Annotated in this window: 21 protein-coding genes; 3 read left to right on the forward strand and 18 right to left on the reverse strand. The window is 44.2% G+C overall.

Annotated elements, in window-relative coordinates; all coding sequences use genetic code 11:
* Window positions 1–89: 89 nt before the first annotated feature.
* From ACVFI8_RS07460 to rpe, 7 genes are all read right to left on the reverse strand, one after another.
* Entirely contained in the window at window positions 90–1,301 is a 1,212-nt protein-coding gene (locus tag ACVFI8_RS07460) for an aspartate aminotransferase family protein (protein WP_248714084.1), read from the reverse strand.
* Window positions 1,302–1,591: 290 nt separating this feature from the next.
* Entirely contained in the window at window positions 1,592–2,176 is a 585-nt protein-coding gene (locus ACVFI8_RS07465; protein WP_457873495.1) for an anthranilate synthase component II, read from the reverse strand.
* A 107-nt stretch (window positions 2,177–2,283) separates the two neighbouring features.
* Entirely contained in the window at window positions 2,284–3,186 is a 903-nt protein-coding gene (locus tag ACVFI8_RS07470; RefSeq protein ID WP_457873496.1) for a cation transporter, read from the reverse strand.
* A gap of 245 nt (window positions 3,187–3,431) precedes the next feature.
* Complete coding sequence (locus ACVFI8_RS07475; protein ID WP_457873497.1) at window positions 3,432–4,652, reverse strand: glycoside hydrolase family 88 protein; 1,221 nt, start codon at window positions 4,650–4,652, stop codon at window positions 3,432–3,434.
* A gap of 245 nt (window positions 4,653–4,897) precedes the next feature.
* Window positions 4,898–5,902 (reverse strand): tryptophan--tRNA ligase, encoded by a 1,005-nt coding sequence (gene trpS, locus ACVFI8_RS07480; RefSeq protein WP_457873498.1) that lies wholly within the window; start codon window positions 5,900–5,902, stop codon window positions 4,898–4,900.
* A 28-nt stretch (window positions 5,903–5,930) separates the two neighbouring features.
* Window positions 5,931–6,626, reverse strand: a complete 696-nt coding sequence (locus ACVFI8_RS07485; RefSeq protein WP_457873499.1) for a phosphoglycolate phosphatase — start codon at window positions 6,624–6,626, stop codon at window positions 5,931–5,933.
* Between the two features lie 11 nt (window positions 6,627–6,637).
* The gene (rpe, locus tag ACVFI8_RS07490) at window positions 6,638–7,315 is read right to left on the reverse strand and encodes a ribulose-phosphate 3-epimerase (RefSeq protein ID WP_457873500.1); all 678 of its coding nucleotides are present in this window, start codon (window positions 7,313–7,315) and stop codon (window positions 6,638–6,640) included.
* Window positions 7,316–7,434: 119 nt separating this feature from the next.
* Between rpe and ACVFI8_RS07495 the strand changes: the two genes are divergently transcribed.
* Entirely contained in the window at window positions 7,435–7,617 is a 183-nt protein-coding gene (locus ACVFI8_RS07495; protein ID WP_248714077.1) for a DUF2970 domain-containing protein, read from the forward strand.
* Between the two features lie 213 nt (window positions 7,618–7,830).
* On the opposite strand, the gene ACVFI8_RS07500 is transcribed toward ACVFI8_RS07495, so the two are convergent.
* From ACVFI8_RS07500 to pilM, 9 genes are all read right to left on the reverse strand, one after another.
* A complete protein-coding gene (locus tag ACVFI8_RS07500) occupies window positions 7,831–8,646 on the reverse strand; it encodes a Dam family site-specific DNA-(adenine-N6)-methyltransferase (protein ID WP_248714076.1) in 816 nt (271 codons plus the stop codon).
* A gap of 1 nt (window position 8,647) precedes the next feature.
* Window positions 8,648–10,135 (reverse strand): AAA family ATPase, encoded by a 1,488-nt coding sequence (locus ACVFI8_RS07505; protein ID WP_457873501.1) that lies wholly within the window; start codon window positions 10,133–10,135, stop codon window positions 8,648–8,650.
* 10 nt (window positions 10,136–10,145) lie between these two features.
* A complete protein-coding gene (gene aroB, locus ACVFI8_RS07510) occupies window positions 10,146–11,222 on the reverse strand; it encodes a 3-dehydroquinate synthase (RefSeq protein ID WP_457873502.1) in 1,077 nt (358 codons plus the stop codon).
* Window positions 11,223–11,229: 7 nt separating this feature from the next.
* Entirely contained in the window at window positions 11,230–11,745 is a 516-nt protein-coding gene (gene aroK / locus ACVFI8_RS07515) for a shikimate kinase AroK (protein WP_248714073.1), read from the reverse strand.
* 176 nt (window positions 11,746–11,921) lie between these two features.
* A complete protein-coding gene (locus ACVFI8_RS07520; RefSeq protein ID WP_457873503.1) occupies window positions 11,922–13,994 on the reverse strand; it encodes a type IV pilus secretin PilQ in 2,073 nt (690 codons plus the stop codon).
* A 10-nt stretch (window positions 13,995–14,004) separates the two neighbouring features.
* Window positions 14,005–14,532, reverse strand: a complete 528-nt coding sequence (locus ACVFI8_RS07525; protein ID WP_248714071.1) for a pilus assembly protein PilP — start codon at window positions 14,530–14,532, stop codon at window positions 14,005–14,007.
* Entirely contained in the window at window positions 14,529–15,131 is a 603-nt protein-coding gene (locus tag ACVFI8_RS07530) for a type IV pilus inner membrane component PilO (RefSeq protein WP_248714070.1), read from the reverse strand. Before ACVFI8_RS07530 ends, ACVFI8_RS07525 begins: the two co-directional genes overlap by 4 nt.
* Entirely contained in the window at window positions 15,131–15,706 is a 576-nt protein-coding gene (locus ACVFI8_RS07535; protein ID WP_457873504.1) for a PilN domain-containing protein, read from the reverse strand. The genes ACVFI8_RS07530 and ACVFI8_RS07535 overlap by 1 nt, the downstream gene beginning before the upstream one ends.
* Window positions 15,699–16,775, reverse strand: coding sequence for a type IV pilus assembly protein PilM (pilM, locus tag ACVFI8_RS07540; RefSeq protein ID WP_248714068.1), 1,077 nt, complete (start codon window positions 16,773–16,775; stop codon window positions 15,699–15,701). The genes ACVFI8_RS07535 and pilM overlap by 8 nt, the downstream gene beginning before the upstream one ends.
* Before the next feature lie 158 nt (window positions 16,776–16,933).
* Here pilM and ACVFI8_RS07545 point away from each other — a divergent pair, with 158 nt between their 5' ends.
* Window positions 16,934–19,561 (forward strand): penicillin-binding protein 1A, encoded by a 2,628-nt coding sequence (locus tag ACVFI8_RS07545; RefSeq protein WP_457873505.1) that lies wholly within the window; start codon window positions 16,934–16,936, stop codon window positions 19,559–19,561.
* On the opposite strand, the gene oxyR is transcribed toward ACVFI8_RS07545, so the two are convergent.
* On the reverse strand, window positions 19,558–20,448 hold the full coding sequence (gene oxyR, locus ACVFI8_RS07550; RefSeq protein WP_457873506.1) for a DNA-binding transcriptional regulator OxyR: 891 nt from the start codon (window positions 20,446–20,448) through the stop codon (window positions 19,558–19,560). The two genes, ACVFI8_RS07545 and oxyR, sit on opposite strands and share 4 nt — an antisense overlap.
* A gap of 215 nt (window positions 20,449–20,663) precedes the next feature.
* On the opposite strand from oxyR, the gene ACVFI8_RS07555 reads away from it, so the two are divergent.
* On the forward strand, window positions 20,664–23,237 hold the full coding sequence (locus tag ACVFI8_RS07555; protein WP_457873507.1) for a hypothetical protein: 2,574 nt from the start codon (window positions 20,664–20,666) through the stop codon (window positions 23,235–23,237).
* 352 nt (window positions 23,238–23,589) lie between these two features.
* Here ACVFI8_RS07555 and tuf read toward each other — a convergent pair whose 3' ends face one another.
* Window positions 23,590–24,774 carry an elongation factor Tu gene (gene tuf / locus ACVFI8_RS07560; RefSeq protein WP_248714050.1) on the reverse strand — a complete coding sequence of 395 codons (1,185 nt, stop codon included), beginning with the start codon at window positions 24,772–24,774 and terminating at the stop codon, window positions 23,590–23,592.
* Window positions 24,775–24,780 lie beyond the last annotated feature (6 nt).

The following is a 24,780-nucleotide window of genomic DNA, read 5'->3' on the forward strand; positions in this document are numbered from 1 at the left end:
CACCATACCGTAGCTAATATTAGCCACTCAGTGTCATCGTAAAAAAAGTATTACTAGGCAGGTATTACAGCGAACACCTGCCGACGAAACTAAGCCTTAACGACGCTTGCTACGGCTTGCTCAAAACGTTGCATGCCTAACTCAACATCAGCTTGTGGGACAATTAAAGAAGGAGTAAAGCGAATCACGTTAGTCCCCGCTACTAATACCATTAGGCCTTCGGTCGCAGCCGCCACTAAAAAATCTCGTGCTCGCCCTTGGTATTGCTCGTTAAGCACAGCGCCTAACAACAAGCCCTTACCACGAACTTCTGAAAATATCTGATACTTGTCGTTAATCGCATTCAGCGCGTCTCTAAACCACTGTTCACGCTGTTTTACGCCACTGAGCACTTCTGCAGTATTAACAATATCAAAAGCGGTTTCTGCCACCGCACAAGCCAAGGGATTACCACCGTAAGTGCTACCATGAGTGCCTACCTTCATTGATGCAGCTATCTCAGTTGTGGTTAGCATTGCGCCAATCGGAAAACCGCCGCCAAGCGCCTTAGCAGAGGTGACAATGTCTGGGGTAATGCCTAAACCCATATAAGCGTATAACTCACCGGTACGGCCCACTCCGGTTTGCACTTCATCAAAAATAAGTAAGGCATTGTGTTTATCACATAACTCACGCACTTTTTGAGCAAAGGCCAAGTCTGGGCTAATCACCCCGCCCTCACCTTGCAACGGCTCCATCATTACCGCACAGGTTTTATCATCAATGATCGCTTCTAGAGCAGCCAAATCGTTATAAGGTATGTGCTCTATATCGCCAGGCTTAGGACCAAAACCATCAGAGTAAGTTGATTGGCCGCCAACCGTCACGGTGAAGAAGGTGCGACCATGGAAACCTTGCTCGAAGGCTACAATTTTGGTTTTATCGCTTGCGCTATGTTCTATGGCAAAGCGACGCGCTAACTTGAGTGCGGCTTCGTTGGCTTCAGCGCCTGAGTTACAGAAGAACACTTTCTCAGCAAAGGTGTTATCAACTAGTTTTTTGGCTAGGCGTAAAGCAGGCTCGTTGGTAAGAACGTTACTTAAGTGCCACAAGGTTTGGCCCTGCTCGGTCAAGCTTCTGACAAGGGCAGGATGACAATGCCCTAAACAACTTACGGCAATACCACCCGCGAAGTCGATATACTCTTTGCCTTCTTGATCCCACAGGCGTGAGCCGTCTCCCTTCACCGGAATAATTGCGGAAGGAGCATAGTTAGGTACCATAACTTCATCAAATAGCGCTCGAGTAACAGCGTGTGACATGTAGCGTTCTCCTTTTAGCTTCTAGCCATTCCTTTAATCAAGGCCAGAAAAGTTAATAGTTTGTAAACAGTTCGGCGATTATGGCAAATATCGAGAGTGATGTCTGAGCATAAGGCCAATACGCCATATAAAACATGGTCATTTTTACGCAGATTCAGTGCATAGTTCTAACGCAAAAAACCAAGCAAATAACCTGAAGGGCTAATAGTTGATTTACATAAGCATAAGTATGCACATCTTATTCATTCAATATAATCATTAGATAATGACTATATATACTGGAAATAATTCTAAATTTTAGAATCAACAAAGTTAGCTAATAGCTGTAAACCTTGCTGAGTTAAGATGCTTTCAGGGTGGAATTGTACCGCATGAATGGGTAAAGACTTATGTTTTAAGCCCATTATTTCGTGATTATCCCCCTTGTTATCATGACTCCAAGCCGTGATCTCTAAACAATCTGGTAAGCTATCAGTTTGTACCACCAAAGAGTGGTAACGCGTCACCATCATTGGGTTATTCAAGCCTATGAATACCGATTGTTGTTGATGATAAACAGGACGCACCTTGCCATGCATTGGCTGTGCTGCCCGCACCACCTGCGCACCAAAGTGCTGCGCAATACACTGATGCCCCAGACATACACCTAAAATAGGCAACTTACCAGCAAACTCAGCAATCACTTCTAAAGAGATGCCCGCTTCATTCGGTGAGCATGGGCCAGGAGATATCACTAAATGACTAGGGGCCATTTGCTTGATTTGTTGAAGAGTAATGTGATCGTTACGACGAACTTCAACCTCTATATTTAGCTCAGAAAAGTACTGATAAAGGTTATAAGTAAATGAGTCGTAATTATCGATTATGAGTAACATATAGCCCTAATGTCTAGCAAAAGTGCGGCGCTGAGAAAGTCGCTATCTTAGCTGATTTTTTAGCGCCGACACAGCGACATTTATCCGACCGTTTAACTTTATTCAGGTTAGCTGGCGTGCCCTGTTCTGCAGGCTTCAATAAATACAATTTCGCTGTAATTGTTGTCGTAGTATTGGTTAGCTATAGCTCGTAGCTGCTTACGCTGCGCCACCATATCAGCCACGGCCAATTGCGGTTGTTGGCAAACCAGCTCTATTGTGACCCAAAAGCGCCGGCCGGTTTTCATAACCAAGACTTCCCCTAAGCTAAATCCTGCGAGCAGAGGTTGCTGGCTTAAGGCTTTCTTAAAGGGCACTGTGTGTTCAGCATCAGGAGCACTAAGTAATAGTTCCTTGAAACCATTTCTCACCAGTAAGTAAGGGTCCTTTAAGAAAATGATGGAGAAAACTATTACCAGTATTTGGTCAACATAACGAGCCACCCAGCCAAAACTACTGTCTTGTATCAGCATAACTATCAGCAACGCGACGCCAATTGCGCCAGAAATCACTGAGTTAATTAACCAACCTTGCTGCTCGGCCAACAACAAATTTGAAGGCTGCCGCTGATTACTCAGAAAGCACAAGTACCAAGCCAGTAAACACCCCGCCACCGCTGGCACGACATATATCAACATCATGCCAATCTGTGGTTCTCGGCCTCCAGCTAATAGTGTTTGCAAATTGGCCGATAAAGCAAAAGCCACTAACACCAATATCGAGATCCCCTTGACCATGACCATTAAAGGTTCAAAAGCAAAATAGCCCAGCGGGAAACGGTCATTATAGTTTTGGCTAGTAAGGTAAGCGATACGGATCCCTATAAACGCCATAACAGCAGATAGCAGGTTGAATACACCATCGAGCATAATCGCCCCCGATTCCGTATAGACCCCCATACTTATTCCCCACATAGACAATACCAAGGCAATGATGGCTGAATACACCAAGGTTTTGCTTTCTAGTTCCATTTATATGCTCCTAGCAATGGCGAAGTAATTTAATCTTGCAATAAGTAGATAGATATTAGCAGCCCTGTGCTCTTCTCTCGAGACTTAGAAAGATAGCAGGTTCTAACACACTTGAATCGCTTTCTTATTCTAAACCTGCCTCAAGGGCTTTCATAAAAAATTGCCATTCATCTATGATGAATGGCAATTCCCACATGGTTTAATTTTAGCTGCGTAATATCAAACACACATTTAAAAGCGTTACACTATAAACCAAAATGACTTGGCAACTTACGCGGCGACCATTGCTGCCAGCGATATAAGGCTTCTATAAAAAAGTAGTCTCCAAATATTGTACCGACTTCTTCTTCGCCCCACTTTTCAGAGCCTTTCAGTAAGATTGATTGATACTCAGGATCCATGGCTAAAAACTCAGGTGTCGCTAAAGAAGTAAGCATACTCTCTGCATCAACTAAGTACTTTTCTTCATTAGTAATCTTATATAGTTCTAACAATGCTGAAGCAACAATTGCTGTCGCTGAGCTATCTCTTGGGTTTTTATCATCAATAGGTGCGTCAAAATCAGCGTAAGGTATAAAATCTTGCGTTTGCAACTTAGTCGCTTCGATAAAATACTCATAAGACTTTATCGAACGTTCAAGCATTCTCTCTAAGCCAGTATATCGATAATACATAGCATAAGCATACACCGACCATGCCTGCCCTCTTGACCAGGTTGAGTCTGCTTTCCAGCCTTGGTGAGTTCTTTTATCAACAACTTTTCCGTCAAGGCCATAGCCAACCACATGGTAGGTGCTGGCGTTCTTTCTTAGGTTGTGCTCCCAAGTTTTATCAGCATGAGATATTGCCATTTCAGTATAATCGGGTTTATCGGCATTTTGGCCTACCCATAGAATCAACTCCATGTTCATGAGCTGATCAATGTTAACCTCAAAGGGTAAAATAGTGGGGTTTTTAGCACCTTGTCGCCATGATCTAAATGTTCCAATATTTTTGTTGTACCGCTGTTCAACCATGGTATTCGCACCACCAATTAACACCTTTTTATAATCAGGGGTAGCATTGCCGCCAAGCGTATAGCCTAGGCCGAAGCTATCAAAAATTTGAAAACCGGTATCGTTGTCGGTGGCGTAAGCCCTAGACCTCACTCCGTCGGTCCAGAACTTGGCCCTTTGTTGCCATACCTCATCGTTTGTCAGGGCATTTAGGTACCAAAATATACCGGGAACAAAGCCACTGCACCAATTGCGGTCAGGCTCAGTAATCCATTGACCATCACTATCGGTATAAGCAGTAAAGTTTTCTTTATTATCACTTAGTGCATTAATCGCTAAATTGGTCGACTTATGCTCGATCAACGCCATCACATTTGGATAGTTAATACCCTTGGCCAGTACGCTGCTAGATAAAATGATTGTACTAGCTATCGCTAGCTTAATTGTTTGATTGATGGTGAATAAAGACACGCATTAACTCCTTTAATAAGCACGTTAATCATTTCAACTTTCTGATTGTAAATAATTATCTATGCTTAGGTGAGCTAAAAGTCATACAAATAGATTTTAATATTAAAGCTTGAACTATATATCACAAATAAAGCTTCAATTAACGAAATGAGCCGCTGCTATATGTATATCAATACGTCAAGTTCGAAGTGAGAAGAAAGAAGAAGGCGCTAGCTAAGCCTGTCAGCTAGCGCAATTTAGGAGGGCTATTTTAGAGCAATAAAACCCAATACTTCATAGACCGAACGTAACGTTTTGCTGGCTTGCTCACTGGCGCGTTCCGCACCTTTAGCCATAACGGTTTGCAACGCAGCTTCATCTTCTCGTAAAGCCTTGTAGCGAGCCTGAATAGGCTCCATCATCGCCACGACGGCATCAGCAGTATCCACTTTTAAGTGTCCGTACATTTTACCTTCGTAACTCGCTACGAGTTCATCAATTGGCTTACCCGTCGCTACCGACTGCAAAGTAAGTAGGTTAGATACGCCGGGCTTTTCGTGACGATCAAAATAAATACGTGCTTGTTCATCTGAGTCGGTTACAGAAGCCTTAATCTTTTTAGCTATTTGCTTAGGTGTATCATTGAGCAAAATAAAAGATTTTGGGTTGTCATCAGATTTAGACATCTTCTTCGTGGGCTCTTGCAGCGACATAACCCGCGCACCAAACTCTGGAATATAGGGCTCAGGAACAGCGAAGACATCGCCATATAAAGCATTAAAGCGATTGGCTACATCACGAGTTAGTTCGAGGTGTTGCTTTTGGTCATCACCTACCGGTACAGCATTTGCCTGATACAACAAAATATCGGCGGCCATTAACGCAGGGTAAGTAAATAAACCAGCATTGATATTATTAGCATGGGTGGCAGACTTGTCTTTAAATTGAGTCATCCTATTTAACTCACCCATTTGCGTATAACAATTTAGCACCCAAGCAAGCTGTGCGTGCTCAGGTACTTGCGATTGAATAAAAATGGTACTTTTATCAGGGTCTAATCCGCACGCAAGGTAGGTTGCTAAACCATCTAAAACCTGTTTTTTAAATGCATCGGGCTGTTGACGTACGGTAATAGCATGCAAATCAACCAGCATAAAATAACAGTCATAGTCATCTTGCATACCAATCCATTGGTTTATTGCCCCAACATAGTTACCAATGGTTAATGAACCTGAAGGCTGAATGCCACTTAATACAATCGGTTTACTCATGTTCTTCCTATAAAAATAATATACGGGCTTAAGCCGCTACCGAGCCGTTAAACAACTCAACCAAACTTACTAGGCTATCAGCCACAAAATCGGGGCCACTAAGAGCGATATCTTCACCGTAGTTATACCCGTAGGTCAAGCCCAGCGAACGACAACCGGCTGCTTTTGCAGCTTGAATATCGTTTTTTGAGTCACCCACCATCAGTAGTTGCTCAATATTAAGTTGGTAGTGTTCAGCGAGATGCTGCAATGGCAGAGGATCAGGCTTCTTACGGGGTAAGCTATCGCCAGACAATACCACGCTAAAATATTGAGCCAAATTAAGTTGCTCCAACAAAGGCTGAGTAAATAAACCCGGCTTATTCGTCACTATCGCCATTTCAATATTGAGTTTAGCCAACTCGGCTAAACTGGCCGCGACACCAGCGTAGAGCTTGCTCGCTACACATAGCTTTTCAGCGTAGTGTTTAACAAATAATGGCTTGGCTTGCAGGTATAAGGCTTCGTCTAAATCACTAGCGATGGTCGACGAACCCGACAATGCACGCTTAATGAGTACTTCGGCACCATTACCCACCCAATGACGAATGGTATCCTCGGTAAATTCACTATGACCCATATCGGCTAACATTGCGTTAATAGCAATAGCGAGATCGGGAGCACTGTCTACCAGAGTGCCATCTAGATCAAAGGCGATTAACTTAATTTGCTTTAATTGACTCATTAGTTCTCAGTCTATTTTGAAACAGTGGCTAACTCAGCGCGCATCTGGTCGATGACGGCTTTGTAATCAGGCTTACTGAAAATAGCAGAGCCGGCAACAAACATGTCAGCACCAGCCGCCGCAATGTCGGCAATATTATCAGGAGTGACACCACCGTCAATTTCCAAGCGAATATCGTAGCCACTCTCATCTATTTTTTTACGTACAGCACGCAATTTGTCTAAGGTGTTAGGAATAAACTTCTGGCCACCGAAGCCAGGGTTGACCGACATTAATAAAATCATGTCTAGTTTATCCATGACGTAGTCTAGACAATGGATCGGTGTGGCCGGATTGAGCACCAAGCCAGCTTGACAGCCGTATTCTTTAATCAACTGCAGACTTCGGTCAATATGCTCTGAGGCTTCAGCATGAAATGTAATCATGGTGGCACCCGCTTTGGCAAATTCAGGAATAATAGCATCTACCGGCTTCACCATTAGATGTACATCGATAGGGGCTTCAATACCGTAATTACGTAGCGCCTGACATACCGTAGGACCAAAGGTTAAATTGGGTACATAGTGATTATCCATCACGTCAAAATGAACCACATCGGCACCAGCAGCCAATACGTTTTCAACTTCTTCACCCAAACGGGCAAAATCGGCAGCTAAGATGGACGGGGCAATTAAAAAAGGTTTGCTCATTGGGTTAACCATTGGGATTGAAAGTGCGCAATTTTAGCGCAGCTTTCGCTATGATCCAATCTCTGTACAAAGATTGTTTTTGTGGCATGCTTAATTACGTGATTATCGAGGAGAAAAATATGGCTGGAAATACCCGCTCTTTGTTAAAAAGTGTGCTTGGGGCTTTGCTGGGAGTTCAGTCAGATAAACAACGTCAACACGACTTTACCCATGGTAAAGCCTGGAAATTTATCCTGTTGGGTATCGTGATGGTGATAGTTTTTGTGCTTAGCATTATTGCACTCGTAAAAGTGATTACTTAGTTAACTAATGCCACCAATAACAAAGGTAAACCGCAGTAAGCCTCAGTGCTAAGCTTTTAGAGACTTATTGTGGCAAATCATGTGTTAAATGCTGATCTATGTTGGTGATGTGAACCAAGTTGCCGCTACATAGCCGTTCTGGCAACGCACTAATTATTCGTTGAAGCGAGTTAAGTAAAGCAGAAATTATCTGGCGTTAAAGACGCTGCGCAGTTAGTTTGCCTGATAGTAAGCCAGCAACTCTGCAACTTTCATTCGCTGGTGGCCTTTGCGGCTAATGGTACGGCGAACACTGAGCTGACTTAATACACTGTGTTGATAAATGTCTCTTGTCAGTGGTAAATCATGATTACTGATTAGCACTGAGGCACCTCGCTGCTGTGCTTGTAAGGCTAATTCTCCCAAACGCTCTTGATCACAACGATTAAACCCTTTGCTCGCATAATTAGTAAAACTGGCAGTCGGGCTCAGTGGTGCATAAGGAGGATCGCAATAAACAATATCTCCAGCTTTTACTGCAGCGAAGGTGTCGACATAACTGCAACAACGAAACTCTGCGTATTGCGCTTTTTCGGCAAAAAACTCTAATTCATGCTCAGGGAAATAAGGGCGTTTGTAGGAGCCAAATGGCACGTTGAACCCACCACTACGATTATATCTACACAATCCGTTATACCCATGACGATTCATATAAAGAAACATTAATGAGCGCTGATAGGGGTCACTAGACGCATTGAACTGTGTTCTGATTGAATAGTAATATTCACTTTGATTGGTAGCTGGAATAAACAGCTTTTTAGCATCGTCAATAAATGACTGAGGCTGAGTTTGCAGCAGTTTATACATGTTGATCAAATCGGGGTTGATATCACTCAACACATAGCTGGAGTAGTTAGTATTGAGAAATACAGACGCAGCCCCAACAAAAGGCTCGATTAATATATCGCCCTCGGGTAACTGTTGCTGAATGTCTTCGATCAGACCGTATTTGCCGCCAGCCCACTTTAAAAAAGCTCTCGTTTTTTTCATGTTATTGAGTTAATTCAAACTGAACCTGTTTAAATTGCTTAATCAAAGAATCTAGATTTTGCTGCTTTAAACTATTTCGAGCGGTTTGGGCTTGTTCGCGAGTAGCAAAATCGCCGTAAATAATTTTGTAAGGCACATTAGGGTTAGCACTAGAGCGGTAAACCCAAACTTGATGACTCCACTGGCGCTCTGAAACGAATTTATGCGCTTTCTCTCGATTATTCAGGGCCATTAATTGCAGGGTATAATGTTGACTCGGCTTGGCTTCAAGTAAGCTTTTTACATCCGTGACCTTAATGGATACATCTGAGTTAGCTATTTCGGCACTGTCTTCACTAAGAGCTGCCGGCTCACTGTCAACCGTTTCCTCTGCCAACAAGTTACCGCTATCGCTAATTTCAATCGCCTTTTCGGCTGTGCTTGTTGCCTTACTTTGGTCAGCCAGTAGTTTATTCACCACCTCATCTTCAACCACGACGCGCAAGCCGTCGCTACTTTCTTGAGACGCTAATTTTAGCTCGTCGGCCAATTCCATTGAGGGTAACTCCGCGTCGTCTGCCTGACGCATCGACGCCTTTTCAGCGTCACTCAGCTCACTATCCGCTGCGATTGTTTGTTCTGACATTGAGCCCTTGGCTAGCTCAGGCTCTTCTAACAAAGCTAACGCAATCCGACTATCATTGGTATCGCTACTTTTTCCCCAATCATTAATCAGCTGTACTAACAAGCCAGCGACTGCGGCACACAGAATAACGGCGATAACAATATAAAGTTTATTTCGATTTGGAGCGGTTTCTTCCGACATTGGGATATCTCCGGTAACGATTTGATCGACAAACTGATAAATAAGACGAGGATTGCCTTTGGCAGAGGCAATGTGTTTTTCTATCGCTGACTGATTCTCAAAACCAGCGACATACTCAGCCCGGTTAAACAACAGCGAGGCTAATTCAAATGATTCATTCTCACTTAATGGCGAGATATCAAAACTAACAATATTACTGTCAAAGGTCGCTAGTTGGGCCTCGAAATCGCTTCTAGCTTGAGCAAACAACAATATCGACAAGGGGTGTTGATAAAGCTGGTTGTAATGATGAAAGAACTCAAATAACTCAGTTAACACATCTACCGGCAGAAGATGAGCTTCATCAATTACAATCACTAATGGGCCATTGGTTTCTTTGACGTTTCGCTGAAAACTATCAAACAAGGGATCATTTTGATTAAATAAGGGGTCTTTGATTAACTGCTGAAGTAAATCACGGCGTAACTGCCCACCATTACCGTCGGCAGGCATACGCACAAACGCATGATTGGCGAAATCTGCACGTTCAAGTACCGAGCTGGCCAATGAAGACTTACCAGAACCTGCCATGCCAGTAACACAAATAAATTTTGCACTAAAGCGTATTTGGGTGATCAGTCTCTCGCGCAAGCTTAGTTGACTTTGCAACTGGGCAAACTCGGCATCACGCCGCACTTCCACCATTCAAAATGCCTTATTGAAATCGACTAATAACTGTTTTTATATCACTTTCAGTAATTGAATCAACTACTTCTGCTGTACCAATAGAGCTAGGTAAAACTAAACGCAATTTTCCTGCTAATACTTTCTTGTCACGCATCATATGTGGAATGAACTGCTCAAAACCCATGTCTTTAGGTGGAGTAATGGGTAGCCCTGTCCGTTCAATCAAAGCACGTATTCTAGCCACTTGTTGCTGGTCAATCATTCCGGCTAATTCGGCGGTTTCAGCAGCCATAACCATACCAGCGCCAACAGCTTCGCCATGTAGCCAAACGCCGTAACCTTGCTCAGCTTCGATGGCATGTCCAAAGGTGTGGCCTAAGTTTAATAAGGCACGGATCCCTTGTTCTGTTTCATCTTTAGCGACCACTTCAGCTTTAATCTCACAACAACGAGCAATCGCTTTAATCATCAAACTTGGCTCAAGAGCCATTAAGCCATCAAGGTGAGTTTCAAGCCAGCTGAAAAAATCTGCATCATAAATGATGCCGTATTTGATCACTTCAGCCATACCTGCAGCCAATTCCCGTTTATCCAAGGTAGCTAGGCAGTTGATGTCAATGACAACCGCTTTAGGTTGATAGAAAGCACCAATCATGTTTTTGCCTAGGGGATGATTAACCGCTGTTTTGCCACCTACAGATGAATCTACCTGGGCCAAAAGGGTCGTTGGCACCTGCACAAATGGTACAGCTCGCTGATAACATGCTGCTGCGAAGCCAGCCATATCACCGATAACGCCTCCCCCCAAAGCCACAATTGTTGTATCTCTACTATGTTGCTTGGCCAGTAGCTCAGAAAATATTTGATTCAGAGTATCCAAATTCTTGTATTGCTCACCATCAGGCAAGCTAACAACGTCGACCTGATAGTCATGCAAACAGCTCAACAGCTGTTCTAAGTAGAGCTCGGCCACCGTAGTATTTGTAACTACCATTACCTTGTTACTGGTAATAGCAGACGCAAATAAATCGGAATGATTTAGTAAATCGTTGCCGATTGTAATCGGGTAACTACGCTCATCTAGAGCAACGGTCAAACGTTCCATTGTTAGTTTAGAATCCTAATAACTCTATGATTTGATTAGCAACTGCTTTAGCGCTTTGATCATCTGTTTTCACAGTGTAATCGGCAACATCCGCGTACATTGGGTTACGCTCTTCAGCGAGATTTTCTAATACGTCTCTTGGCTCATCTGTTTGCAGCAACGGACGACGTTTGTCACGCTGTGTTCTCGCAAATTGCTTATCAATCGTTGTTTCTAAATAAACTACGATGCCGCGCGCAGAAAGATGATTGCGGTTTTCTTTGCTAATTACAGAGCCACCGCCTGTCGCAAGTACGATACCTTGAAGTAGTGAAAGATCATCAATTACTCCTTCTTCGCGTACTCGGAAACCAGCTTCGCCTTCTACGTCAAAAACCCAAGCGATATCCGCACCAGTACGGCGCTCTATTTCTTGGTCTGTATCGTAAAATTGCAAATGTAACTGCTGTGCTAAATGACGCCCAATTGTGCTTTTCCCAGCACCCATTGGTCCTACTAGGAAGATATTTCGTTTCTCAGCCATGCTTTTTCAAATTTGTCTTTGTCTTGGTCTATTTTCTCCCCGCGATGCGGGCACCTATTGTACCAACCTTACTAAAAAGATCAGGGCGGGATTATCTCAGTATGAAGGGGACTTTGGCAACTGCAAAATTGCTCCCAAAATAGATTGTCTCTATTTGGGAGCAATAAAGGCCTAATTTACAGCCCGTCGAGCAAGATTCGAGGGGTAACAAATATTAGTAGTTCGTTCTTTGTAACACTTTCAGAGGTTGTTCGGAAAAAGTAACCTAAACCTGGTATGTCACCTAAGATAGGAACCTTTTTGACTCGGTCGATATTTTGTTGTTGATAAATACCGCCAAGTACAACCGTTTCACCATTCTTAACTAACACTTGAGTACCTATTTCTTGCTTGTTAATCGCAACAGCCGGACCAGTAGGAGTCAGCACCGCTTCACCTTCTGAGTCTTGAGTTATCACTAAATCAAGAATCACATTACCATCTGGCGTGATCTGCGGGGTAACTCGCAAGCTCAGTACCGCTTTTTTGAAGGTGACTGAGGTGGCACCGCTTGAGGCACTTTCTACATAAGGAATTTCACGACCTTGCTCAATATAAGCCGCTTTCTGGTTAGCCGTTGTAATACGCGGGCTAGCGATCACCTCACCTTTGTTTTCTTGTTCGAGTGCGGATAACTCAAGGTCCAAGATTTGACCGTTGGCTAACTTAGCCACCTGAAATGCTATTGAACCCGCAGGATCGGCTACCGGTAAGTTAACATTTAAGCGGTCATCTAGGTCAGGGATAGCTCCGCCAAGCACACTGTCGGCGCCTTCTAGCGTCCCAGATGTAATACCGGTACTGCTACCTACAGAGCCAGAGTTTGTCACTCCCCAACGAATACCAAGCTCTTCACTGACATCGTCGGTTACTGTCACCATACGCGCTTCAATCACCACTTGCTTAACGGCAATATCAAGCCGTTCTACCATCGCCTTAATGTTAGTTAGCGATTCTTCGGTATCTTTAATCAGCAGTGTATTAGTCCGATCATCAACCGCCACTGAACCACGCTCAGATAGCATTGATGCCTGCTCATTTTTAAGTAAAGCGGATAAATCGGCAGCTTTGGCATAATTAACTTGAATATACTCTGAGTAAAGTGGTGCTAAGTCGGCGACCTGCTGAGCACTTTCCAGTTGTTGACGCTCTTGCTCAGCCAGCTCAGAAGCAGGCGCAATCAGCAATACATTATTGTCGAAACGTTTATCTAAACCTTTAACTTTTAGAATAATGTCTAATGCTTGCTCCCAAGGCACATCATCCATACGCAGTGTAATATTGCCGCGAACAGAATCGGTAGTCACCAAATTAAGCTTGTTAAAATCGGCTATCAACTGCAGTACCGTTCTAACAGGAATATCCTGAAAGTTAAGCGATATCGGCTTACCTTGATATTCTACTTTGGCACTTTCTTCAGCAAGCATGGGTTTAACTTCAACCATGAATAGTTCGCCTGACTGATCGTAGCGATAGTCAAAGTCACCTTCGATAGCTATTTTCAATTGCACCTTAGAGGCGTGTTTGAACACTTCGACGCTTTCAACTGGCGTTGCAAAGTCGTTTACGTCCATGACATAAACATTTTCTTCTGCAATATCCGTATTATAAAAGTCTATCAGCAAGCTATTATCGCGACGCTTGATATCAGCGGCGATAGAGCTATTGTTCAAGTCAATCATCACTTGGCCTGAACCGCCTTTACCACGACGAAAATCTATCGCTTCAATAGTATTAATAGTGGCATGTTCTACTCGGCTAGCGCTTTCAAATGCATCATCAACTGATGAGTCGGCAGCCGCAGCAGCCACTGGCAATGCGCCCAGTTTAATCAATACCCGTTGCGCTTCTTTACTAACCTGATAAGGAACTAGGCGTTCTAAACCTAATACTAATTGCAGACCAGACTCAGTTTGAAGGCTTTGCACCTGCTTAACGCCACCACTTTCAATCGGTAGAGGGTTAATTTTTAGCGCTGAACTTGCATTCGCAACATCAATCACTAACTGATTAGGTGAATACTCTAAGTGGTCCATTACGTTTTCGATTGGAGAATCAAACAACAACTCAATCTCGACTGCACCCTTTACCATAGGATTAGTATTCAATTGAATTAATTGAGCGTTTGCCCATGCCTGTGTTATGCAACAAAACACACCAGCCACCAACAAGCCGCTTTTGTATACTCCTTGCAGCATCTTTCCCTTCATGCCATTTTCCCTATTGTTCAACTTTCGTAAGCGAAAGCTGAGTAGTCCTTTCGATCCAACAGCCTTCGCCATCAGAAACGACTTCTTTAATATCTAAACCTAGTGCGCTTACTTTCACGATGGTTCCGTGATGTAAGCCTAAGTAATAACCTTCTTTAACTCGATAAAGCTCGCCACCGGGGGCTTCAATTAACGCCCACAAACTTGGCCCGTCGCCCAAAATGCCACGCATCGTTAAGCTAGACAAAGAGTATTGCTCTAGAGGCTGTTTATCGCGGGCGCCATCTGGGGCGAGAGTACATTCTTTTTCGCTTTCCGTAGCGACAGTGGCCGCTTCGGGCACTGGGCTAATGAACGGATTACGACGTTCACTTGCTTGATAAGCTAAGTGTTCGAAAGGTGTAATCTCTGGAACATCTTCCTTAACAGGAACTTTACGCGCTTTTACCTGCATCACGTATTGCTGCAAATCATCTTTTGAGCCTTCACAGCCAACCAATGCAAGCAGGGTCAATCCAATTGCTAATGCTTTCATCATTTCCCCTCTGGCTCCGCTTTTTCTTTATAACGGTATGTTTTCGCTAACATCGCCATACTAAGAGAAGCGCCATCACCTTGTTTTTTCATAGAAATGTTATCTAAAATCACAATTCTTGGCAAAGCGGCAACGGCACTAACAAAAGCACCTAATTGATGATATTCCCCAGTCACTTCAAGCTTGATAGGCAATTCAATTGAAAACTCATGCTCAACTTCGGGTTCCCAATTAATTCGACGAAATACCAGACCATTATCAATGCCAATGAATGTTAACTCATCCAGCAGTCCTGGAATTTCATGCTTTTCAGGCAACTGTTTCAACAAAGAAGAAAACGCTTCGCGCATTTGTTCAATTTGTTCTTGGTAAGCCGGTAGGTTCCCCGCCAATGCTGCCTTAACTTCAAACTTAGCACGAAGATCTTGCTCCTTCGCTTCCAACGTGGTTAGTTTCGTCTGCTCATCCGAGATTATTTGATAGTAATACCCCACAGATATCAGTGCACAGACTACGACCACAAAAATTGTTTTTGCGATTTTAGGCCAAGTACCTATGGTTTCAAGGGTAAGTTCGTCGAGCTGTATATTTGCTAATGACATTATTCGACCTCCTTGTCTTCATTTTGGAGACCCAATTTAACACCAAATTTAAGCTGGAATTTGCTCAGTTCCAAATCAACATCGGCACTTGGTAGCGCCACAATTGAACTAATGCTAGGGCTTCCCAACCATACTTTTCGTTCGATATTTCTCATCAAGCTTGCCACGCGATAATTGGCTTCACTCTTACCATCCAAGCTAATCGCAGCATCTTTAAAGACCAAGCTATCCAGATATACCCCGGTTGGAGATATCACGGGTAAATCGTTAAAGATTTTAGTGGGGATATTGCGACTTTCTTGCAAGGTTTGAATCAGTGCAATCCGCTCTTTGAGGCTTTTCTTTTGCTCTTTAATTTTTCGAATTTCGCCTATCTGGTGATCCAAAATGGCAATTTCTTTTTCTAAAAATTGATTTCGAGCATGTTGGCTGTCTTGCAAGCCAGTATAGAAGTTTTGCACACCAAGCAGTGCCACCACGGTGACCAAAACAGCAACACCAAAGGCAATCCAAAAGTCACGCTGTTGTTTTGCTTTTAGGGCGTCTCTCCAAGGGAGTAAGTTAATGTTAGACATTATCAAAACTCCTTAGGGCTAAACCTAAAGCCACCATGTACTTGCCGCCTTGTTGACGTAGCTTGTCACGGTCCACAGACCGGTCAAACTGACAGTCATCAAAAGGCTCTGCTTTAATGACTGGCATTTCTAGATCATTTTGCATCTGACGGACTAACTCGTCAGACAAGGCACTGCCTCCACTCACAGCAACCGCGTCTAAAGACTTATAACCACTTGAGCTTAAGAACAATGAAACTTGGCGGCGAACGTTTTGAATCACACCACTGACAAATTGTGCAAACACGTCAATCTCGTAGTTTTCAGGTAAGCGGCCACTTACCTTCATTTCTTTAGCTTCATCTAAACTTAAGCTATAGAAACTGGCTATCTGCTGAGTGTATTGTGCTCCACCAAAGTTTTGTGCACGGTTATATACCACTTCACCTTTATCGAGAATGGCAAAATTAAGCGTGGTTTCACCAATGTCAACTAAGCCAATGATTTTGCTTTCATCAAACTCTTCATCGCGTTGATTGAGCAAATAATTCCACGCTCTTCCTAAGGCGTGGGATTCTACATCCACAACCTTTGCTTCAAAATCGGCATTCGCTAAAACTTCCGCACGAATACTCACCGCTTCGGTACGTGCAGCACTAAGCAACACGTTATTCCGATTAGGTTCGCTTTCATTGATGCCCAATACTTCGAAATCAAGGCTGATTTCGTCGATGGGAAACGGAATGGAGTTTTCAGCTTCAAGCTCTACTTGAGTCTCTAACTCCAATTCAGACAAGCTACTATCCATGTAAATTACCTTGGTAATTACATGGCTACCCGCAACGGCGGTAGCTACCTGACGATTTCGTGAAGGAAGTTTCCTTTTCAATTCACGCAACGCTTCAGTAATTTCTTCTGGAGAAACAACTTGGTTATCGACTAGTGCGCCTGCAGGGGTATCAACTTCGGCAACCGACTCAACTTTAAATCCTTTGGAGGATTTTGAAAGTAATAGCCCTTTAATGGTTGCGGATCCAAAGTCAATTCCTAACAGCGCAGCCGATGATTTCTTACCTATCCCTAGTACCATCACTCGCCAACTATCTTTTGAAATTAAACAGTTACCTATTTTTCCAGAATACCCAGTTATTGATGCTCGCGCCAATAGTTCTTAAGAAAGTTGTCGAAACAGGTCACAATTTGACGATATAATCAGCCATTCTTTAGATACTGAGTGCAAATTTAGCGATGAAATGGCTTAAAAGACTGTTATTTTTGATTTTCTTGGGTTTTAGCCTTGGGCTAGCAGCAGTCACCGCACTATATTTCTATTTTGCACCGCAGCTGCCCGATGTCACTACTTTGAGAGATGTCCAATTACAGACTCCAATGCGAGTATTTAGTGCCGATGGCAAGTTAATCTCTCAATTCGGCGAAAAACGTCGTATTCCGCTACAAATCGAAGAAGTTCCAGAACAAATGTTACAAGCATTTCTGGCAACCGAAGATACGCGATTTTACTCACATCCAGGCATCGACCCTATTGGCATAACCCGCGCGGCGATAAATTTAATCGCCACCGGGGAGAAAAGCCAAGGTGCGAGTACCATTACCCAACAAGTTGCCAGAAACTTTTTCTTAACCCGAGAAAAAACCTATATTCGTAAGATTAAAGAGATTTTCTTAGCCATAAAGATCGAACAAGAACTGTCTAAAGACGAAATCCTTGCTTTGTATTTAAATAAAATTCCGCTGGGCTATCGCTCATTTGGTGTCGGGGCCGCAGCGCAAGTCTATTACGGTAAAACCGTAGACCAACTGACGCTTGCTCAAACAGCTGTAATCGCAGGATTACCTAAAGCACCGTCGGCCTTAAACCCTATTCGCTCACCGGAACGTGCTCGCGATCGCCGCCGAGTCGTGCTAGGCAGGATGTTAGAAACAGGTTTTATCGACCAAGCCAGTTTTGACGAAGCTAATCAAGCTCCTATTACGGCGACTTATCACGGTGCAGAAATTGCCTTAGCTGCGCCTTATTTAGCAGAAATGGTTCGACAAGAAATCTTGAACACATATGGAGAAGAGGCTTATACATCCGGTATGGATGTATACACGACCATTAGTGCCAAGCGTCAAAACGCCGCGACCTTAGCATTGCGAGATAATTTGTTAAGTTACGATCAACGCCACGGGTTTCGTGGCGCAATTAGTCAATTGTGGAAAGCCGATACGGCAGCACTAGACCAAGCAGCGATTGTGGCAGAACTGGCTACATTACCAAACTATGGCGAATTACGAGCCGCGGCCGTATTATCAGTGGCTAATGAGCAAGCTGAGATCATTGTTAAAGGTGGTCAAGCAGGAATCATTGCTTGGGATGATATGAAATGGGCACGACGGTTTATTACCGATACCCGTCAGGGTCCAGCACCAAAATCGGCCCAAGAAGTCTTAAGTGCCGGCGACGTAATTTGGGTAAGCGCTCTACCAACCGAGGCCAAGACAACGACGCCAGCCAGCGACGCCCCGTCGACCCATACAGAGTTACCCAGTGATGAGCCAGCAGATGCTGTGTTAACAGTGTCGGGGGATCCACAAGCAATAGTGCGCAATTGGCGCTTATCGCAATTACCTGACGCGGGCGCCGCGCTAATTGCTATTTCTCCATTAGATGGAGCGATTGAAGCCTTAGTGGGCGGTTTCAGTTTTAACCAAAGTAAATTTAATCGAGTCACTCAAGCCAGCAGACAGGTCGGCTCTAACATTAAGCCTTTTCTCTATTCTGCCGCATTTGAACACGGCATGACCTTAGCTAGCCTTGAAAATGATGCACCAATCAACCGTTGGGACAAGGCTATGGGCGTAGCATGGCGCCCTAAGAACTCACCGCCAGTTTATGATGGTCCGATCCGCCTCAGGGTGGCATTAGCCCAATCTAAAAACGTGGTGTCAGTAAGATTAATGCGAGATCTAGGGGTAGATGCTGTCATTAAGCACCTCGCAAAATTCGGCTTTCCCGCAAATGAATTGCCGCGTAACGAATCACTCTCTCTTGGCTCAGCATCATTAACACCGATGCAAGTTGCCAGCGCCTATGGTTCATTTGCTAATGGTGGTTATCTAGTAAGTCCTTACTTTATCGACCGTATACAAGATGGTGAAGGCAATATTATTTTCCAACAGCTTCCTAAAGTTGCTTGTGATGCTTGCTTTGAAATAGCCAAAGACGCGCCAAGCCTTGAGCAGTTGCTTAATGAGACACCTAACGCCTTCAGCCAATGCGATATTTCATTTGCGCAATTGGATGACCTTGCCCCGCGAATTATCAGTGCTGAGAATGCCTTTTTGGTATCTCAAGCAATGAACAGCGCTATTTGGGGAGGAGGAAACTGGGCCCACAAAACCGGCTGGAACGGAACTGGTTGGCGCGCAGCGAGAGAACTTAAGCGCCGTGATATAGCGGGTAAAACCGGTACCACTAACGACGCCAAAGATGCCTGGTTCTCAGGCTTTAGCCCCGATTTAGTCGTAACCTCATGGATTGGCTTCGATAATTTCAATCGTGAGTTAGGCGAAGCATCCTACAACCAAAACTTAGACAAAAACCAAATTACCGGTAAAGAGTTTGGTGCCCGCACAGCGCAGCCGGCTTGGATAGACTTTATGAAAGTAGGCTTAGAGGGCGTGCCAGAAAAACCGCTGCAACCACCTAAAAATGTGAATACGGTGCGTATCGACAGAGCTACCGGACAATTAAGTAACGCCAGTGACCACACCACTAGGTTTGAGTACTTTGAGAAAGGCACAGAGCCTACAGAGTATGTAAAACCTGCTGCGGGCTCTGTTTTTGGCTCAGAAGAAGATGAGTTGTTTTAGACTAAAGCAGAACTGCGCTTGATGAGTTCTGCTAGCTGATTGAAACATGGCCGTCGAACCGAATTGTTGCGATACAATAAACTAATTCGACGGCTAGGCTCAGGAGAGCGAAAATGACGATAACAAATACCATTTTGCTCTGGGGCGTCAGGAATGGCTAATTGTGGCAATAAGGTTATTCCCATGTCCGCGGCCACCATATGACGCAATGTTTCTAAACTGGTCGCCTTAAAGCTAGTATCTTCTTTGGCTCCTGCTGCAAAACAATACCCCATAGCTTGGTCACGTAAGCAGTGACCGTCTTCCAACATTAATACATTTTCACCGCTAAGTGCTGACAGCTGGATATCGGCTTCAAGATGCCACTTGTGTTTAGTTGGCATGGCTAGGACGAGCGGCTCATCGTATAAATCAATAGTGCCAAAGCGCTCCATTTCGGGTAGATAGGCTAACAATAAACAATCAAGTTCACCCTCTTCTAAGCGCTGTAACAATACCTGGGTTTGCTCTTCATACAAGAACAACTCCATATCGCTAAATTCAGCGCGTATTTGCGGCACAATTTTCGGCAGTAGGTAAGGTGCTACAGTGGGAATTAACCCTACATGCAACGGCCCTGCCATCGGGGCTTGAAAGCTTTTAGCCATGTCTTTTAGCCCTTTAACTTCTAGCAGAATATTACGAGCCTTCGCAGCGAGTTCATCGCCAGCATGGGTAAATATCACCTTGCGAGAGGTTCGCTCTATTAGTAGCAAGCCTAACTCTTCTTCCAATTTGGCGATTTGACCACTTAAGGTCGGTTGGCTAACAAAACATTTTTCAGCCGCTTTTCGAAAGTGTTTTAGCTCTTGCAGCGCCACTAAGTACTCTAAATCTCGTAGGTTCATCTATTTTCCTTTTTTGTTAAATAATACGCTGCTTACGGGTTGACAGCTAGATGAATCAATCAACGACTCCCCGCGAATCCCTACAAAAATAAAAAACTTTGCAATAAAGCTCGCATTCAGCGAATCGGTAATGCAACTACTCGCTAAGATATGATATATAAGTAAATTATCAGGAAACCCGCATACAAGGTCGTAGCGGTCACGGAGGAATAATCATGGTGTGGTTAAAACACTGCTTGTTAATTATATTGAGTTCTTTACTGTTTGCTTGTGGGGGAGACGGAAGCGTTGACCTTAGCGGTGGAGATGATGGTGGCGATGATGGCGGCGAGGATCCCGTAGCTGTACTATCAGTAACGCTATACGATTGTAAAAACGTTGCTGATGCCAATATCCCCAGCGACTGCAGCTCAACAAGCTCTATCTCTCTAGACGCTCCAGCTACAGCTATAATTCGCCTACTTGATCCGGCGGGCGCTAGCGCTACAAACGAGATCATCACTCTAGTGAGTGATAATGCTGATGTGAGCTCATCTCAAGTGCTAACTGATAGTAGTGGCTACGCACAAGCCACTCTATTCGCTCAGGTCGACTCTGAATCAGCAGGCAGCTTAACAGCAACTAGTGCTAGCTATGACGTAAGTGGTTCTGCAAATTTTAGCGTTGGTGCTTCAGACTTAAACATGGCACTTAGCTCTAGCTTACCAGACGGACAGGATTTAGCGGTCGACGCTACCGCGACTTTCACCGTAACAGTCACAGATAGTAGTGGCGCATTATACACTACCCCTGTAACGGTAGACTTTACATCAAGTTGTGTAAATGCAGAGCTAGCTAGCATTACAGAAAGTGTCACCACCGTTAACGGCGTAGGGACAGCAATTTACGAACCAAATGGTTGTAGCGGCTCAGACACAATAACGGCAACTCCAGCGTTGTCAGTATTATCGACACAACAAATTGAAATATCCATTGCTGAAACCATAGCAAGCAGCATCGCATTTGTTGACGCCCTACCAACAACCATATATTTAGATGAGTCGGTTGGCACCAAAATATCAGTGCTCACTTTTAAAGTGCTGGATAAAACTGGCAACCCTAAATCGAGTCAAACCGTTGACTTTGCTGCTGACGCTAGCCTATTTGGTTTAACCCTAAGCCCAACCAGCGGCGAATCAAACGCAAATGGTGAAGTGGTTACACGAGTAACTAGCGGCACGATGCCTGGCAGTGTGGTTGTAACGGCAAGTTTTACCGATGAAGCAGGAAGCGTAGTCTCAGCGGTATCTAATTCATTAAACATTCACACCGGTACTCCCTCACAGTCAAGTATGTCGTTAGCAGCATCCGTGTTAGCCATGGAGGCTTGGAACATAGATGGAGTAGTTAGCGACATTACCTTACGAGTGAGTGACGAGAATAAAAATCCAGTTCCCGATAATACCAGCGTTACATTTACTGCTGAAGGTGGCCAAATAACCGGATCATGTAAAACTACCGGGCAAGACACTAACAGTGGCTGTACCGTTACTTGGGTAAGTCAAAACGATCGACCTAAGGGGCATACCTACGATCTTCCTGCTGGTATATGTATTGCTCCTGGTATTATCCCTACAGACGTAGCAAACACCCAAGGAACCTTTAACTATGGTGTTGGTCGTGCAACTTTACTGGCCTATACCTTAGGACAGGAAGTGTTTGCCGATGTAAACGGAAATAGAGTATTTGATAGTGGCGAAATTTACACAGAATTAGGTGAAGCCTATATCGATGCCAATGAAGATGGCAGCTATAATTCAAGCGGCATTTTCAATCACGATGCGGTTAACGTAAATGAAGCCTACAACGATTACAACGAAAATGGCGGCTTTGATACAACCACTGGCGTTTGGAATAGCAACGATCCTGTAGATGCGGTAAACGCTGAATACAACGGCTTGCTTTGTACTAAGGCTAACGAAACAGCAGGCAACTGTACTCGCGACTTAGTTGAAATACGTGACTCAGTGGTAGTCATTATGGGAACTTCTGGCGCTAACGTATTACTCACTCACTTTGCGGGTTCAGGTACGGGTTACCAGTTGAATTCTGTCGTAACAGAAACCGTTGTCCCTGTAATTGGCTCAGGTCTAATAAACGATGGCGATACCGTTACTATTGCTGGCAGATCTTATGAAGTCGTCAGCGGTACCTCTGCTACCGGCAATATAACTCTTAAAGGCGCAATGTACTCATTTATTGCTTCTGGCTCTGCAGTTACCCATAGCAGCGCGAGTTATGTAACCGATGGATTGCAACTTCAAGGCAATACTCAACTTTATGTAGATAGCGGCGTTGGCTCTATTATCACTGGAGATATCATCACTATTGACGGTGAGAGTTACCTAGTAAGGTATGGTACCTCTACAAACGGCACCATTGAAATATCAGGGGGCTTTAAGCAAGGAACTCCGGGGGGCTCACCCCTTACTATTCAAGCAAACCGCGCGGTAAGTAGTGTAGACCTAACTGTGCTTCCCTACCATCAATTGGCCGTTACAGTACAAGATCTCAATGGTAATCAAATGCCAGCGGGAACCACGGTCAGCGTATCTACAGCCAATGGAGAAGTTTCAGGTGTTACCTCATACACCGTTGCAGACGGTACCCGCCTTTGTGATGTGCAATACATTACGGTGGAGCCTGAATCCAGCCCTAACAATAAAACCGTCGGTTCGCTGGATGTGAAAGTGTCAAGCCCGGGCGGAGTTGAAAGTGGAGCATCACTGACAGTGCTAGATGCTAGCTAATAACAATAGCAAGTAAACATCATTGAAAAGCTAGCTGACAAGCTAGCTTTTTTATTTGTGCTAAGACCTACTAAGACCTGCTAAGACCTGCTAAGACCTGCTAAGACCTGCTAAGACCTGCTAAGACCTGCTAAGACCTGCTAAGACCTGCTAAGACCTGCTAAGACCTGCTAAGACCTGCTAAGACCTGCTAAGACCTGCTAAGACCTGCTAAGACCTGCTAAGACCTGCTAAGACCTGCTAAGACCTGCTAAGACCTGCTAAGACCTGCTAAGCAGGATGATGTAGCCTACTTTTCTCTAGGCAATAAAAAAGGCCGCTAACGCGACCTTTTTTCTGCTGTGCTAACTTCTTATTCGAAGATTTTAGCTACAACACCCGCACCTACTGTACGGCCACCTTCACGGATTGCGAAGCGTAAACCTTCGTCCATCGCGATTGGGCAAATTAGCTCTACAACAAATTTCAAGTTGTCGCCAGGCATTACCATTTCAACACCTTCTGGAAGCTCTACAGCACCAGTTACGTCAGTTGTACGGAAGTAGAACTGTGGACGGTAACCTTTGAAGAATGGCGTGTGACGGCCACCTTCGTCTTTGCTTAGTACGTATACTTCAGCTTCGAACTTGGTGTGTGGAGTAATAGTTCCAGGAGCCGCCAATACTTGGCCACGTTGTACGTCATCACGCTTAGTACCACGTAAAAGAATACCACAGTTCTCACCAGCACGACCTTCGTCAAGAAGCTTGCGGAACATTTCAACACCTGTACAGGTAGTTTTAGTAGTTTCTTTAATACCAACGATTTCGATTTCTTCTGAAACCTTAACGATACCACGCTCTACACGACCTGTTACTACCGTACCACGACCTGAAATTGAGAATACATCTTCAATTGGTAGTAGGAATGGCTTGTCGATGTCACGCTCTGGCTCTGGAATGTAAGAATCTAGTGCTTCTGCAAGCTCAATGATTTTTGCTTCCCACTCTTCTTCGCCTTCTAGGGCTTTAAGCGCTGAACCTTGGATTACTGGAATGTCATCACCTGGGAATTCGTATTCAGATAGAAGTTCACGAACTTCCATTTCTACTAATTCTAGTAACTCTTCGTCATCTACCATGTCACATTTGTTCATGAACACGATGATGTAAGGTACGCCAACCTGACGAGAAAGCAGGATGTGCTCACGCGTTTGTGGCATTGGGCCATCTGTAGAAGCTACTACTAAGATTGCACCGTCCATTTGAGCAGCACCAGTAATCATGTTTTTAACATAATCGGCGTGTCCTGGACAATCTACGTGTGCGTAGTGACGTGAAGGAGTATCGTATTCAACGTGAGACGTTGAAATAGTAATACCACGCTCGCGCTCTTCTGGAGCGTTGTCGATAGCTGCAAAGTCTTTAGCTTCACCACCGTATACTTTTGCAAGTACGTTAGTAATGGCTGCTGTTAGAGTAGTTTTACCGTGGTCAACGTGGCCAATTGTACCAACGTTTACGTGCGGTTTATTACGTTCAAATTTTTCTTTAGACACGATATG

This window comes from Agarivorans sp. MS3-6 (assembly GCF_054112545.1).

Coding starts and splice junctions, on each gene's coding strand:
- ACVFI8_RS07460 (WP_248714084.1), bottom strand. CDS start 1,301: ATGTCACACGCTGTTACTCGAGCGCTATTTGATGAAGTTATGGTACCT.
- ACVFI8_RS07465 (WP_457873495.1), bottom strand. CDS start 2,176: ATGTTACTCATAATCGATAATTACGACTCATTTACTTATAACCTTTAT.
- ACVFI8_RS07470 (WP_457873496.1), bottom strand. CDS start 3,186: ATGGAACTAGAAAGCAAAACCTTGGTGTATTCAGCCATCATTGCCTTG.
- trpS (WP_457873498.1), bottom strand. CDS start 5,902: ATGAGTAAACCGATTGTATTAAGTGGCATTCAGCCTTCAGGTTCATTA.
- ACVFI8_RS07485 (WP_457873499.1), bottom strand. CDS start 6,626: ATGAGTCAATTAAAGCAAATTAAGTTAATCGCCTTTGATCTAGATGGC.
- rpe (WP_457873500.1), bottom strand. CDS start 7,315: ATGAGCAAACCTTTTTTAATTGCCCCGTCCATCTTAGCTGCCGATTTT.
- ACVFI8_RS07495 (WP_248714077.1), top strand. CDS start 7,435: ATGGCTGGAAATACCCGCTCTTTGTTAAAAAGTGTGCTTGGGGCTTTG.
- ACVFI8_RS07500 (WP_248714076.1), bottom strand. CDS start 8,646: ATGAAAAAAACGAGAGCTTTTTTAAAGTGGGCTGGCGGCAAATACGGT.
- ACVFI8_RS07505 (WP_457873501.1), bottom strand. CDS start 10,135: ATGGTGGAAGTGCGGCGTGATGCCGAGTTTGCCCAGTTGCAAAGTCAA.
- aroB (WP_457873502.1), bottom strand. CDS start 11,222: ATGGAACGTTTGACCGTTGCTCTAGATGAGCGTAGTTACCCGATTACA.
- aroK (WP_248714073.1), bottom strand. CDS start 11,745: ATGGCTGAGAAACGAAATATCTTCCTAGTAGGACCAATGGGTGCTGGG.
- ACVFI8_RS07520 (WP_457873503.1), bottom strand. CDS start 13,994: ATGAAGGGAAAGATGCTGCAAGGAGTATACAAAAGCGGCTTGTTGGTG.
- ACVFI8_RS07525 (WP_248714071.1), bottom strand. CDS start 14,532: ATGATGAAAGCATTAGCAATTGGATTGACCCTGCTTGCATTGGTTGGC.
- ACVFI8_RS07530 (WP_248714070.1), bottom strand. CDS start 15,131: ATGTCATTAGCAAATATACAGCTCGACGAACTTACCCTTGAAACCATA.
- ACVFI8_RS07535 (WP_457873504.1), bottom strand. CDS start 15,706: ATGTCTAACATTAACTTACTCCCTTGGAGAGACGCCCTAAAAGCAAAA.
- pilM (WP_248714068.1), bottom strand. CDS start 16,775: ATGGTACTAGGGATAGGTAAGAAATCATCGGCTGCGCTGTTAGGAATT.
- ACVFI8_RS07545 (WP_457873505.1), top strand. CDS start 16,934: ATGAAATGGCTTAAAAGACTGTTATTTTTGATTTTCTTGGGTTTTAGC.
- oxyR (WP_457873506.1), bottom strand. CDS start 20,448: ATGAACCTACGAGATTTAGAGTACTTAGTGGCGCTGCAAGAGCTAAAA.
- ACVFI8_RS07555 (WP_457873507.1), top strand. CDS start 20,664: ATGGTGTGGTTAAAACACTGCTTGTTAATTATATTGAGTTCTTTACTG.